The 12,389-nt window shown below is 58.8% G+C and carries 14 protein-coding genes and 1 tRNA gene; 7 read left to right on the top strand and 8 right to left on the bottom strand.

The window, feature by feature from the left end; translation table 11 throughout:
• Nucleotides 1-9: 9 nt before the first annotated feature.
• The 3 genes from cysD to ACIPHM_RS08680 all read right to left on the bottom strand — a co-directional run bounded on the left by cysD (nt 10) and on the right by ACIPHM_RS08680 (nt 2,679).
• On the bottom strand, nt 10-957 hold the full coding sequence (gene cysD / locus ACIPHM_RS08690; protein ID WP_400326933.1) for a sulfate adenylyltransferase subunit CysD: 948 nt from the start codon (nt 955-957) through the stop codon (nt 10-12).
• A gap of 124 nt (nt 958-1,081) precedes the next feature.
• Nucleotides 1,082-1,798, bottom strand: coding sequence for a phosphoadenylyl-sulfate reductase (locus ACIPHM_RS08685; RefSeq protein ID WP_400327482.1), 717 nt, complete (start codon nt 1,796-1,798; stop codon nt 1,082-1,084).
• Between the two features lie 104 nt (nt 1,799-1,902).
• A complete protein-coding gene (locus tag ACIPHM_RS08680) occupies nt 1,903-2,679 on the bottom strand; it encodes a sulfite exporter TauE/SafE family protein (protein WP_400326930.1) in 777 nt (258 codons plus the stop codon).
• A gap of 133 nt (nt 2,680-2,812) precedes the next feature.
• Between ACIPHM_RS08680 and ACIPHM_RS08675 the strand changes: the two genes are divergently transcribed.
• On the top strand, nt 2,813-3,754 hold the full coding sequence (locus tag ACIPHM_RS08675; RefSeq protein ID WP_400326927.1) for a CysB family HTH-type transcriptional regulator: 942 nt from the start codon (nt 2,813-2,815) through the stop codon (nt 3,752-3,754).
• A 19-nt stretch (nt 3,755-3,773) separates the two neighbouring features.
• Here ACIPHM_RS08675 and ACIPHM_RS08670 read toward each other — a convergent pair whose 3' ends face one another.
• Nucleotides 3,774-4,124, bottom strand: a complete 351-nt coding sequence (locus ACIPHM_RS08670; protein ID WP_400326924.1) for a hypothetical protein — start codon at nt 4,122-4,124, stop codon at nt 3,774-3,776.
• 524 nt (nt 4,125-4,648) lie between these two features.
• On the opposite strand from ACIPHM_RS08670, the gene ACIPHM_RS08665 reads away from it, so the two are divergent.
• The 4 genes from ACIPHM_RS08665 to ACIPHM_RS08650 all read left to right on the top strand — a co-directional run bounded on the left by ACIPHM_RS08665 (nt 4,649) and on the right by ACIPHM_RS08650 (nt 7,196).
• Nucleotides 4,649-5,818, top strand: coding sequence for an ABC transporter substrate-binding protein (locus tag ACIPHM_RS08665; RefSeq protein WP_400326921.1), 1,170 nt, complete (start codon nt 4,649-4,651; stop codon nt 5,816-5,818).
• Between the two features lie 184 nt (nt 5,819-6,002).
• Nucleotides 6,003-6,087: transfer RNA gene (locus ACIPHM_RS08660), tRNA-Leu, on the top strand.
• A 177-nt stretch (nt 6,088-6,264) separates the two neighbouring features.
• A complete protein-coding gene (locus ACIPHM_RS08655) occupies nt 6,265-6,666 on the top strand; it encodes a hypothetical protein (protein WP_400326918.1) in 402 nt (133 codons plus the stop codon).
• Nucleotides 6,663-7,196, top strand: coding sequence for a hypothetical protein (locus ACIPHM_RS08650; protein ID WP_400326916.1), 534 nt, complete (start codon nt 6,663-6,665; stop codon nt 7,194-7,196). The genes ACIPHM_RS08655 and ACIPHM_RS08650 overlap by 4 nt, the downstream gene beginning before the upstream one ends.
• Nucleotides 7,197-7,343: 147 nt before the next feature.
• On the opposite strand, the gene ACIPHM_RS08645 is transcribed toward ACIPHM_RS08650, so the two are convergent.
• From ACIPHM_RS08645 to ACIPHM_RS08635, 3 genes are all read right to left on the bottom strand, one after another.
• Nucleotides 7,344-7,655 carry a hypothetical protein gene (locus tag ACIPHM_RS08645; RefSeq protein ID WP_400326915.1) on the bottom strand — a complete coding sequence of 104 codons (312 nt, stop codon included), beginning with the start codon at nt 7,653-7,655 and terminating at the stop codon, nt 7,344-7,346.
• A 403-nt stretch (nt 7,656-8,058) separates the two neighbouring features.
• Entirely contained in the window at nt 8,059-10,071 is a 2,013-nt protein-coding gene (locus ACIPHM_RS08640; protein ID WP_400326913.1) for an acyltransferase family protein, read from the bottom strand.
• A gap of 212 nt (nt 10,072-10,283) precedes the next feature.
• Complete coding sequence (locus tag ACIPHM_RS08635; protein ID WP_400326912.1) at nt 10,284-10,508, bottom strand: DUF1353 domain-containing protein; 225 nt, start codon at nt 10,506-10,508, stop codon at nt 10,284-10,286.
• On the opposite strand from ACIPHM_RS08635, the gene ACIPHM_RS08630 reads away from it, so the two are divergent.
• Nucleotides 10,414-10,800, top strand: a complete 387-nt coding sequence (locus tag ACIPHM_RS08630; protein WP_400327509.1) for a hypothetical protein — start codon at nt 10,414-10,416, stop codon at nt 10,798-10,800. The genes ACIPHM_RS08635 and ACIPHM_RS08630 overlap by 95 nt on opposite strands.
• Nucleotides 10,801-11,196: 396 nt before the next feature.
• Nucleotides 11,197-11,517 (top strand): hypothetical protein, encoded by a 321-nt coding sequence (locus ACIPHM_RS08625; RefSeq protein WP_400326910.1) that lies wholly within the window; start codon nt 11,197-11,199, stop codon nt 11,515-11,517.
• A gap of 100 nt (nt 11,518-11,617) precedes the next feature.
• Here ACIPHM_RS08625 and ACIPHM_RS08620 read toward each other — a convergent pair whose 3' ends face one another.
• Nucleotides 11,618-12,376, bottom strand: coding sequence for a hypothetical protein (locus ACIPHM_RS08620; RefSeq protein WP_400326908.1), 759 nt, complete (start codon nt 12,374-12,376; stop codon nt 11,618-11,620).
• Between the last annotated feature and the right edge of the window lie 13 nt (nt 12,377-12,389).

Below are 12,389 nucleotides of genomic sequence, written 5' to 3'. Positions count from 1 at the left end.
GTTGCCAAATCAGAAATACCCCTGCTTCTTGCGCTGCTCCATGGCCGCCTCGGACGTCTGATCGTCCATACGCGTGGCGCCGCGCTCGGTGATATCGGTCACGGCCGTCTCGGCGATGATCTCCACCGGGCTCGACGCAACGCTCGCGACCGGGCAGGTGCAACTGATGTCGCCAACCGTGCGAAAACGTACCGACGCCAGTTCGCTCGACTCGCCGTCCTGCTTGGGCGTGAGCGGCGTGACCGGCACGAGCAGGCCGTTACGGCGCACGATTTCGCGCTCATGGGTGTAATAGATCGAGGGCAGATCGAGGTTCTCGCGCGCGATGTATTGCCACACGTCCAGCTCGGTCCAGTTCGAAATCGGGAACACGCGCAGATGCTCGCCCTTATGCAGACGGGCGTTGAACAGATGCCAAAGTTCCGGGCGCTGCGCCTTCGGATCCCACTGACCGAATTCGTCGCGAAACGAGAAGATGCGCTCTTTCGCACGCGCCTTTTCTTCGTCGCGACGTGCGCCGCCGATCATCGCGTCGTAGCCGTGTTCGGCAATCGTCTCGAGCAGCGTGACCGCCTGCGCGGCGTTGCGCGAATCGTTCTCGCGACGCAGACGCACCGTGCCGCGCGCGATCGAGTCTTCCACGTGCCCGACGACCAGCTCGGCGCCGAGTGCCTTGGCGTGACGGTCGCGAAACTCGATCACTTCAGGATAGTTGTGGCCGGTGTCGATGTGCACGAGCGGGAACGGGAGTTCGGTCTTGCGGCCCGGGCCGAGGCCGAACGCCTTGAGCGCCAGATGCAGCACCACGACCGAGTCCTTGCCGCCCGAGAACAGCAGCGCGGGCTTGCGGCACTCCGCCACGACCTCACGCAGGATGTACATCGATTCGGCTTCGAGCCAGTCCAGATGATCCATTCGCGAGCCATTGGCCTGCGCGACTTCGTGCATCGCACCCATAGTGTTCCCTTCCTTGACGATTCCGAGATTTCCGAGATTCGGTTTGCCGCGATGTGCCGTCGCAGTTGCGCCGTCACATCGCCATCTATCTTGTTTGCCCGACTATCCAGCCGGTGCGTCCGATTCAGCTCGACTGCACCGAGACCGGGATCTTGCTCAGGTTGCCCGCGTGCAGCCCGCATTCCTTGCTGTCGCGCGACTCCCACCACCAGCGCCCTGCCCGGCTGTCTTCACCAGGGCGGATGGCGCGCGTACACGGCTCGCAGCCGATGCTCGGGTAGCCACGCGCGTGCAGCGGGTTGACCGGCACATCGCGCGCGGTGAGGTAAGCCCATACCTGCGCTTCGGTCCAGTCGAACAGCGGGTTGTACTTCGCGATGCCACGGGCGTCGTCCTGCTCCGCGAACGCCAGTTCGCCGCGCGTGACCGACTGCTCGCGGCGCTGGCCGGTGAGCCAGGCATCGGCATCGGCCAGGGCACGGCCCAGGGGCTCGACCTTGCGGATCTGGCAGCAGGCCTTGCGCAGGTCCACGCTTTCGTAGAACGCGTTCGCGCCGTGCTCGGCCACGTACTGCTCGACGGCGTCGGCTTGCGGCGCGTACTGGGCGACGTCATAGCCATAGCGCGACTTGATCTTGTCGATCATGCCCAGCGTCTCGTCGTGCAGACGTCCGGTATTGAGCGTGAAGACGGTAATCGGGAGTTGTTGACGCAGAATCACGTGCGTGAGGAGCATGTCCTCGGCGGCGAGGCTGCTCGCAAACTTCACGTTACGATGCGAAGCCGCGATGCGTGCGAGGCGCTCGGCCAGCACGGCTTCCATTTCGTCGAGCAGCGCCATGTTCTGATGCTCGGCATCGGCCACGTTCGACGGCACGGCTGCCGGGGTGGGTTCCCAGCGCGATTCGTTTCGCATTTCGCGAACTCCTTGTTATAGGTGGGATGTCAGCCGACCAGCTTGACGGCCGCGAGCGTGAGCGTTGCCGCCAGCGCCGCGCGCACGATGCGCTCGGGCAGATGACGAGTGAGCTTCGCGCCCAGCCAGATCCCGGGCAGGGAGCCGATCAACAGACTGCCGAGCAGGGCCCAGTGCACCGTCTCTAGCCAGATATGACCCAGCGCGGCAATGGCCGTGAGCGGCACCGCGTAGGCAATATCGGTACCGGCGACTTCGGCCGGTTCCAACTGCGGGTACAGCATCAGGATCAGCGTCGCGCCCACGGCACCGGCGCCAATCGAGGAAATCGTCACTAGCACGCCGATCACTGCGCCTACCACCACGGTGGCAACGATCTGCGAGCGGCCCGTCAATTGCCAGGTGGGATGTGCGCGCAGCGTCGCGAGCAGCTTCGCGCGAAACAGTAGCGAGAGCACCGTGAGCAGGACCGACGCCGCAATCGTCAACTTGATGACGTGCAGCGCCGAATCGTCGATGCCGCCCAGGCGTTTCAGGAAAAGGATCGTTACGAGCGCCGCCGGCAATGCGCCAAGCGTGAGACGCCGCACGATGTGCCACTTCACGTGGCCGTGCGAGCGGTGCGCCACCGTGCCGAAGCTCTTCGTGATGGCGGCGAACGCGAGATCGGTGCCCACCGCGACCGGCGCAGCGTAACCCAGCAATAGGGTGAGCAGAGGTGTCATCAGCGAGCCACCGCCTACACCGGTCAGACCGACCAGCAGGCCGACGCCAAATCCGGAAAGGGGTTCGAGCCACAGCGACATGGATGACGTTCCTGGTGCTTCCTAAATGACTGCAGGGAATAACGTTATCGAAACAGTGGCACCCACTGTAATGAAAAGGCTATATACTTCAAACGAATTAAAAATTGTTTGTATATTTTCTAAAGTTATACAAATGAACTTGCACCAGTTTCGTTTCGTGCGCGAGGCCGTCCGCCAGAATTTCAATCTGACGGAGGCCGCCAAGGCACTATTTACCTCCCAACCGGGCGTGTCCAAGGCCATCATCGAGCTTGAAGAAGAGCTCGGTGTGGATATCTTTGCCCGCCACGGCAAGCGCATCCGTAATCTGACCGAGCCCGGGCGCATCATCTTCGAGTCTGTCGAGCGAATCCTGATGGAGGTGGAAAGCCTCAAGCGGATCGGCAAAGACTATGCCGCGCAAGATCAGGGCAGCCTGACGATTGCCACCACGCACACGCAGGCGCGCTACTCGCTGCCCCACGCGGTGGCCGAGTTCAAGAGGCGCTACCCGAAAGTGCGTCTCTCCATATTGCAGGGCAGCCCGACGCAGATCGCCGAGATGGTGTTGCACGATCAGGCCGACCTGGCCATCGCGACCGAGGCCATCGCCGGCTATAAGGATCTGGTGTCGCTGCCTTGCTATCAGTGGCAGCACGTGGCGGTGGTCCCCCCCGACCATCCGCTGCTGCAACTGTCGTCCGTCGGCATCGAGGATCTGGCGAAGTATTCGCTGATTACTTATGACCCGCAGTTCGCCGGCCGCGCCAAGATCGATCAGGCGTTCGCGTTGCGTCATGTGCAACCGGACATCGTGCTCGAAGCCATCGACGCCGACGTCATCAAGACTTACGTCGAACTGGGGCTGGGGGTGGGGATTCTCGCCGGCGTGGCGTTCGACCCGGAGCGCGATCGCAATCTCCGGGCGATTCAGGTGGGACATCTGTTCGGGACCAACGTGACACGCGTCGCCCTCAAGCAGGGGGCCTATCTGCGCGGATATGTCTTCACGATGGTTGAGCTGCTTTCACCGATTCTGACCCGCAAGCTGGTTGAGCAGGCGCTGCGGGGTGAGCACGAGAGCTACGAGCTTTGAGTCGTGAGCCCTGACGGGATCATCCTTTCATCTGCGGACTCTCCTGGGATAGTTCGCGGGTGACGGGATGAGGAGGTACCGCTACCGGGCCAACCGCCTTTCGCAATTTCGCCAACTCCATCTGAGTCACGGGCGACGGCCTCAGTGCCGGAGGCGCTTCCGAAGCGCCCTTGAGCATGTCCCGGAACGTTTTCTGCAAATTCTCCACTCGCTCGAATTTACTCGCGAAAATCATCGGCTCGTGAAGACGGTGCATGACGCGAAGATCGTGCAGCTTCGTGTTGATTGCCTTCAGATTGTCGACAGTCTTCGTATCCGCCCGATCGAAGCTGTAACCCTGGATGTCGACATTGCTCAGTGCTTTGAACATCGCTTTGAAGGCGCTCGTTCTGACACGTCCGTGACTGTTCAGCGAGTGCGGCGCGGTGGCGCTGTCGATGACTTGCTTCGCGTCGGCGATTTGTTGGGCGAATGATGGCGCGGCTTGGGGAGAGAGTCTCATGCTTGCAGATATCGAAATCAAACCTCAGGGGAAAATGCGCAACGGTGGGTTTGTCACTGGGCTGTGCGCTACGAATGACCCGCCTCGTCAATACCTCGTTCCCCTTCCAGTTCGTCTGAATGGCGAATCGGGAAATACCTTCCCGAGACCCGCCTTAATCCGAAAGCGTTGTCACGAAAGCAGAAAAGAAAGTCCTGCTGTGCCGTGGTCGAACGCTGGCGCCACGCTCCACGAATCGATGAGCGATTCGGGCATCGAAATATCCGATACGAGGTGCGTCGCAGGGCGCGAGAAGCACGGATCGCAACGGGTCCGCCAGGGAAGTATTTTTCTCTGTTAGCCGAACGCAACCCGTGCGGTATGCTTACGCGATTCGATCAAAAGGAGACCCCATGCGCTCACCTCTTCGCGGCATCCGCTTCTCGGGTGTATTGCTTGCCATGGCCCTGGCCGGCGTTGCAACGGCTGCCCATGCCGACCTCACCGTCGGCATCGATCTGTCCTCGACGGGCCCGGCGGCAGCCATCGGTATCGCCAGCAAGAATGCCATGCAGCTCTGGCCCGACCAGATCGGCGGCCAGAAGGTGCACTACATCTTCCTGGATGACGCCTCCGATCCCGGCACCGCCGTGAAGAACACGCGCAAGCTCATCAGCGAGAACAAGGTAGACGTCATCGTCGGCCCGAACATCACGCCGAGCGCTTTGGCCATGCTCGACCCGATCTCCGAGTCGGAAACGCCGATGATCACGCTGATCGGCTCGGCCGTTGCCGTGGAGCCGCAGGACGCCAAGCGTCGCTGGGCATTCAAGATGGCCGCCAACGATTCGGCCATGGCGGATGTGATGACGCGCTATATGGCGAATCACGGCGTCAAGACGGTGGGGTTCATCGGCTTTGCCGACGCGTATGGCGATAGCTGGCTGAAGGAATTCACGAAGTTCGCCGAGCTGCGCAAGTTGAAGATCGTCGCGCAGGAGCGATTCAACCGCACGGACACGAGCGTGACCGGTCAAGCGCTGAAGCTGATGTCGGCCAAACCCGACGCCATCCTGGTCGCCGGGTCAGGCACGCCGGCGGCACTGCCGCAGCGCACGTTGCAAGAGCGCGGCTACACCGGAAAGATCTACCAGACGCACGGCATCGCCACGTATGACTTCGTGCGTGTGGGCGGCAAGGACGTGGAAGGCACGCTCTTCCCGACGCAGCCGGGGGTCGTCGCCAAGACGTTGCCGGCGGGGCATCCGGCGCGCACGGCTGCACTGGCGTTCACCAGGAAGTACGAAGCCAAGTACGGCGCGGATACCGTGACGCAGTTCGCTGCCGATGCGTACGGCGTATGGGACCTGCTCAACGACGCCGTGCCGCGCGCTGCGAAGACCGCATCGCCCGGCACCCCGGCATTCCGGGTGGCGCTGCGCAACGCACTGGAATCGACGCATAACCTCGCAATCCCCAACGGCATCATGAATCTGAGCCCACAGGATCACGTGGGGCTGGATCAGCGCGCGGGGGTGATGGGGCAGATCAAGAACGGCAAGTTCGTGTACGTTTCTGATTGATTCCGGGTCGATACCTCATGGCGTCTGTCGGGTTGGCTTGCGACCCAACAGCAGAGGCCATTGGATGCAAACAAGGCGGGCTTGTGGCCGAGGGAAATTTCGGTCATAATCTCGCCTTCGTCCGGTGAGCCTCAAGGTTTATCGAACGAGTCACGCTGCGGCACCGCTCGGTGCACGCACACCTGCCCAGGTGGTGAAATTGGTAGACGCAGGGGACTCAAAATCCCCCGCCGCAAGGCGTGCCGGTTCGATTCCGGCCCTGGGCACCAAGCAGCATGCGAGTTTTTTCGGTAGTACCCGCTAACAAAAATATTCATCATTGCGGAATATTCCGCAACTAATAGTAGCTGTGGGTCGTCGTAAAATTTTGACGCATGCGCGGTTTCGCGTTGTATTGATGCGCGTTCGTTGATACGATCGGACTACACAGCGCATGCATATAAGCGATGAGCAAACCAATAGCAAAGCCATCACGAGGTGGCGGAAGCACGGGGAAGAAGCAACAACGCGCAAATGTCTCATGGGCACAGGCTGTCCGAGACATGGTTACAGCATCTATCAATCGCGGGCAACTACCGCTGTTTGGGTTCTTCTTCATCATCGTAGTTCTGGTATTGAAGATGCCCGCAGAGGACGTGTCTCGTCTCGTGTTTGAGCTGCTTGCCTGCCTGAAGCAAGGTGAGTTGATCGCATACATTGTGTCTGGCCTCTTGGCCTTGGGATGGTTCTGGCACGCCAAAGTTATGCGAAAGATCAGCAGCGACGAGTTCGACCGTATTGGGAACGAAAAATCGCGACTCCAGTCCCAAGTAACAGGCGTTCCATACAAATCTAGTGATAAGCCATGAAAACGTTGATCCTAATCGCGATGGTGTTGGCGATGTGGCATTACGTGTACGACGGCATAATCGCCCCTTCGATTCGGCAGCACCTTCGGAATAGGCTGTTTGCGCTTCGTGACGAGCTTCGCGAAGTTCAGGAATCCGAGTTATCGAAAGATGATCAAGCGGCCTTTTGGTTTGTACACACTGGTATTAACAATTTTCTCAACCGACTGCCAGGCATCACCATTGATCGCAGCCGAAAGATTCAGAGCGTAGTCGAGCAGGATAAAGAGCGCGAACGTATTTTTGTTGAGCATTTGAACAAAGTGCTGAACGCGGAGAATCCTGTAATACGATCGGTTTTTAAAAAGACGAACGATGTTCTTCGTCAAGCCATGATGACTAATTCAGGCGGTTGGTTCGTGTATATCGTCCCGATAGCCGCGTCTTTTGTCCTAATGGACTCTTTTTCGCGTTTGGCTAGACACTTGCTTCTCGCGCCGGCGTCGTCTATTGACAAACTTTTTCCGTCGGCTCGACGATCACATCGGTAGCCGATGTCGATGCCGTAAATACAGAAGGCCCGTTAAATACGGGCTCTTTTTGTTGCTGATTTTGTTTTAATTTCTGTGTTTTTGCACAGTATTTCATGCTGGTTCACCTCCCTCACTAGCTCCACGAGGGAGGCCGCCATGCGAGCGTCACACCTCACCCATTTCATCATCATCCCCTTCCGCAAAGGGGCTGGTGGCGATCTGCTGCCCGTCGAGGTGCGTCCGGCCGGCACAAGCGTCGGCGCGGTGCGCGTCGCTCATTCGATGCGCGAACGTCATGTCGGCGTGGCCGCCTACGAAGTCCTGCTCGACCCCGACACCGGGGCGATGGAATCGCCGAAGGCCCTCTTTCAGCACGGTCGAATTCCGGCGATCGACGAGCATGCTGCGGCATACTATGCCTCTCAATCCCCGTCCGTCAAAACAGACCATCGACCAGTTGCGCAGCTTGTGGCTCACAAACAAGGATCCGGACGTCCGGCGTGCGCTCGAAGAAGTCGCGTTTTGCCGGTGGGAAGCTCAGCGAAAGGACGAGGTGCTGCGGGAAGTTGAGACGCTTTACGTGGTGATCCACCAAGCATGGCGGGAGGAGGTAGGTAGCACCCTGATTGCGCTGGAATGCCTCAAGGCGCTACTTGGGGAACGTAGGACGACCAAGCGGGAATCCCCGCGAATTCCTGGAGCACCGCCCCGATAAGCGGTCGCATCGACTGACACGAGCCATGATCCGAAGTGAACCCGAGAATGGACGGCCCCGCCCTGCTCAAGCGCGCACCTAAGCTGAGCGAGTTCCGGTATGAAGGGGGTTGGGATGAGTGGTGGGAGAAGCCAGAGCCGGAGGTACGGCGCAGACGCTAACTGCCTAGCTTGCCGTGGGTTGCCCCACGAAAGTTCGAATCAAAGGCAGCAGACTCGACGCAATCAATCCGTTCGATACATCGGAAATGTGATCGCCATAGCTGTATAGGAACGCACGGCCGCGCCACATCGAGCACTCATCGGCAGCAACGTCACAAAGAACCGGCGTCGGGTCGTAGACGAGAACATTGGGAAAGCTGTCTTTCAAACGAGCGACCATCGCACGATATCCCTTCGTGTCCTTGTAGAACTCCTCGAGCGTCATCGAGCATGTCGCGGGCTTTCGGTAGGCCAGCAGATGATTGAACACTGTTGATGACGTCTCACGCGACGTCATGCACCGCTTCGGATCTGCGAGTTCTGGATTGTCGATTGTGAATACGACGCGCTTATGGGCAGCTTCCAACGCGGCCACCGTGGCCGCGAGCCCAGCTTCACCCGAATCGGTTGCACGCCGCCCATTGCCCTGGGCTGGGTATCGCTTATCCGATATAGCCCACTTCGCACCAGTGATCAGCACGAGCTTGATATTTTCATCCTGGATCAGCGCGTTTAGCGCCACCCGGTTCGCACGATCACAGTCTGGATCGATGTTCGCACCGATCATCGGGGGACAACTCGGGCGGCCGATATGCAACCATCTCATAGACGGGTCCGATTCGCGCACGATTCCCCAGTACAACGCATTGGCATGGCTATCCCCCCAAACAGCGGCGGTTGGCACCTGCCGTTTATCGTGATAGCACCATAGAAAGAGCCCCGCGTCCGCTGCGGGCACACCGCATCCGGGTTCGACAAGGTCATTCCCCTTACCGAGGCTGGCGGTAGCCAGATCTGCGTTGACCGTGTTTTCCGCGTTGATGGCAGTGACTGCTCTTGAAGCTACCCCGCCATCCGTCAACACACCGAAGCCGACAGCACCACAGAACCAGACGATGGCGCAAAGCACCACCGGCCTCGCGAGGATGCGAGGCTTGGATCGCAAGGGCACTTCCACCAGCCGATACGTGAGGTATGCGAGAACCAGTGCCACGACCAGCAATCCTATTCGAACAGCAACAGGCGGCGGCCCAGCAAAAAGTATGTTCGCGAACGACAACAGTGGCCAATGCCAAAGGTATAGCGGGTAACTGATCAAGCCGATGAATACGGCAACGGGGTGAGCGAGCAGTTTCCTATTCAGCCACGCTTCGGGGCCTGCAGCGATAACGAGTGCAGAACCAACCACAGGGAACAGCGCGCGCCACCCGGGGAATACACTGTCTGCTTTCAACAAAGCAATCGCGCCGACAATCCCGGCAATTCCAAGCACGGTGGCGATATTTACCAGCCTCGAATTTTCACGAAGCGCCGACGAGAAGCGCGGCGCGCACGCCAATGCAGCTCCCACCAGCAATTCCCAAAATCGAGGGATCGGATGGTAAAAGGCATACACCGGGCTGCGGTACGTGAGCCATACGCTAATCGCGAACGACGTTACAAGTCCGAGCTGCAGCATGAGATATCGCGGCATGCGAATACGCCACACAGCGTAGAGCATGAGCGGCCAGACGAGGTAGAACTGCTCTTCTACCCCAAGTGACCACAGATGAAGCAATGGCTTCATCTCTCCTGACGTATCAAAGTACCCAGTCTCGCCACGCAACACAAAGTTGGAAATGAATGCCGCACCGCCAGCGACGTGCCGACCGAGTGCTGCAAACTCGTCGGGAAGCAATGAAATCCAGCCGAACGCAAGACTCGCCGCTAGAACTAGACCTAACGCGGGGAAGATGCGCCGTACGCGGCGAGCGTAAAAATCGAAGATGCTGAAGCAACCGGCGTCGATTTGGGTGATTAGGATCGACGTGATCAGATAGCCAGAGATCACGAAGAATATGTCGACACCGACAAACCCTCCGGGAAGCCCCGACGGAAAAGCGTGAAACACCAGAACCGACAACACCGCTACTGCGCGAAGTCCGTCAATGTCCGCCCGATACGCACGGGCACGGACGTTCCCCGGATTGCTATTCACTTAGTTTTTCTCGACTCATTATTTTCGGATGCCATATTACACTGAAAGCAAAGCGTCGAATCAGGTGCAAGCAGAGCAAATACCAAGGTGAAAATTGTTCAGCGAAAAAACGATTAAGGCCCGGGAAAAGATAGCCATAACTATATTTTTCTAAGTTTTACTCATTAAAATTAGCTTTCACTCTCAGAACATCACCCGCACCTTCGACGTCATTACCAATGCTCGGCACCGAAAAGTCGTCCCCCCCAATACATCAGCCAACGGCGCCAAGCCGGTACGCACGTCACTGACAACGCTTCGCGCAAAACATGGTCGGCTGTCTCACGATCAACTGGTTTGGTCGTGTACAGCCAGTCGTGCACGACGGCTGCCTCGTTCGACGTGCCGCCGGTCAGCCAGTACACCAGCGGCAGCCGAGGCACCAAGGTCGGTGACATACCCGCGCGGCAAAACGAATATCTCGCCGGCGACATCCGACTGATACACAAGCGCCCGCACGATCCGCCACCAGCCGTCATCGCAGCCAGTGGCGTTTTCCATCACCATGGCGACCAATCGCATGACCGCGCGCAACAACGCGCGCGCGACGCGAAGAAGGGCGTCGTGATGAAAGCCATCGATGTACGCTTTGTCCGACTCGACGTGCGGCGGTATCCCTCCGAATCCGATGTTCGCGCATCTGTCCTGAACGCCGCAGGAAACACCACGGATCTAAAGTCTGCAGCCTGACACCAAGCGCAAGAACTTCGCCCCGTCCGCCGGCATCCATGTCGCCACCCCAATCTCATTCGATAACGTCAGAGCGGCCATCGGACACAGCATTTCACCAACGCATTCCTCGTCATAACAGTACGGGATTTCCGAAACTCTCGTCGCTGAACCTTCTCGCCCCACAACGTCTTGCCGTTTGAAGGCAATACCACGATCCCTCGCGAAAACCGCCTAGCACATAGCACCAAGCAAAGTCCGTGTCCCCACATCCATTTGGGAAACGACCAACGTCTTTCGAGCACAGGCCTCTCAAATCTTTTATTCGGACGTTGCTGAAACTCAAGTCACTTCACGCCTGCGATGATGAAAACACCCCCCCGATTTTCAATCGCAGACTCGACCAGGGAGAGACAGATGAGTGACTCGAACGACGACATCGTGAAACCTCGCGACACTGTCACGAAGGAGAGGCGCAAGGTCGACGGGATACGGAAGGTACCGACCTCGCTGGCAAGAACGGGATATGTCGTGTGGTTCCATGAGCACGGTGAGTACCTGGGGCTGGCATGGAATGAATCGGCGGCGGAGATCGAGAGAGCGCATGTCACGGATGCCGATCATGCGATTTACTTCGAAACGTTCGCGCAGGCGGCTATCGCGTGCCACAAGTTCATCAGTCCCTGTCGCGTCCTCCATTCACCCGGCCCCGGAGAACGGCCGAAGCTGATGGGGTAGTTCGAATTGACGGCCCGTCGGCAAAGACGGGCCGTCAACCCGCCTTGAATTAGCTCCGCGTGCCGGAAGACGTTAGCCGTCCCACACCGGCTGTACATGGCTAAGCGACTTTCGAGAGAAAGTGAGTGGCGGCGACCAATGCTGTGCCAACCGTCACGATGGTTCCAATCAGGCGCCACGTCAGTAAATGCAACTCTCGGTGCAAGCCCACACCAAGCCCCTGAAAGTCGGAGCGCAATTCGCTGATGTCCTTGCGCACGCCCACGAACTCGGCCGCCATATCGTGACGCACGGAGGTGATCTCTCGCGCAACCTCGCTGCGCACCTCTCCGATTTCCTGATGCATTTCAGTCCGCAAGCTACTGAATCCCCGATGCATCTCATCCTGCAAGGCTACGAGCCCCTGATGCATTTCTTTCCGCAAACCGCCAAGCTCCCGATGCATGTCAGTTCGCAAACCGCCAAGCTCCCGATACATTTCAGTGCGCAGTCTACTGAACCCCTGATGCATTTCAGTGCGCAGGCTACTGAACCCCTGATGCGTTTCGGCTCGTGAGCTACCGTGCTTCTCATGGATCTCGACCCGTAAGCTGCCAAAGCCTTCGTGCATTTCAGCTCGCAACCCGCCGTTCTGCTGATGCATTTCGGCACACACGGTCCCGATCTCTCTGGCCAGATCCTCCTTCGTCGCGAGCTTAGGCAGTACCGCCTCGATGGCCGTCATACGTTCGTGCAACAGCATCTCGTCGTGCTTGTCTTTGGCATCGCCGTGACTCGCTTTCGAACGCGCGACACGTGAGTCAATTTTCCGGAGTGTTCCCATTTTCATCTGCACCTTCTGCCGCGTCTTCGCACTCACTTCGCAGACGTCA

This window comes from Pandoraea sp. NPDC087047, from assembly GCF_044745225.1.
Classification (GTDB): domain Bacteria; phylum Pseudomonadota; class Gammaproteobacteria; order Burkholderiales; family Burkholderiaceae; genus Pandoraea.
Note: the sequence above shows the minus strand (reverse complement) of the source record. Positions and strands in the feature narration are given on the sequence as shown.

Coding starts and splice junctions, on each gene's coding strand:
- cysD (WP_400326933.1), bottom strand. CDS start 957: ATGGGTGCGATGCACGAAGTCGCGCAGGCCAATGGCTCGCGAATGGAT.
- ACIPHM_RS08685 (WP_400327482.1), bottom strand. CDS start 1,798: ATGGCGCTGCTCGACGAAATGGAAGCCGTGCTGGCCGAGCGCCTCGCA.
- ACIPHM_RS08680 (WP_400326930.1), bottom strand. CDS start 2,679: ATGTCGCTGTGGCTCGAACCCCTTTCCGGATTTGGCGTCGGCCTGCTG.
- ACIPHM_RS08675 (WP_400326927.1), top strand. CDS start 2,813: ATGAACTTGCACCAGTTTCGTTTCGTGCGCGAGGCCGTCCGCCAGAAT.
- ACIPHM_RS08670 (WP_400326924.1), bottom strand. CDS start 4,124: ATGTTCAAAGCACTGAGCAATGTCGACATCCAGGGTTACAGCTTCGAT.
- ACIPHM_RS08665 (WP_400326921.1), top strand. CDS start 4,649: ATGCGCTCACCTCTTCGCGGCATCCGCTTCTCGGGTGTATTGCTTGCC.
- ACIPHM_RS08655 (WP_400326918.1), top strand. CDS start 6,265: ATGAGCAAACCAATAGCAAAGCCATCACGAGGTGGCGGAAGCACGGGG.
- ACIPHM_RS08650 (WP_400326916.1), top strand. CDS start 6,663: ATGAAAACGTTGATCCTAATCGCGATGGTGTTGGCGATGTGGCATTAC.
- ACIPHM_RS08635 (WP_400326912.1), bottom strand. CDS start 10,508: ATGTCACCGACCTTGGTGCCTCGGCTGCCGCTGGTGTACTGGCTGACC.
- ACIPHM_RS08625 (WP_400326910.1), top strand. CDS start 11,197: ATGAGTGACTCGAACGACGACATCGTGAAACCTCGCGACACTGTCACG.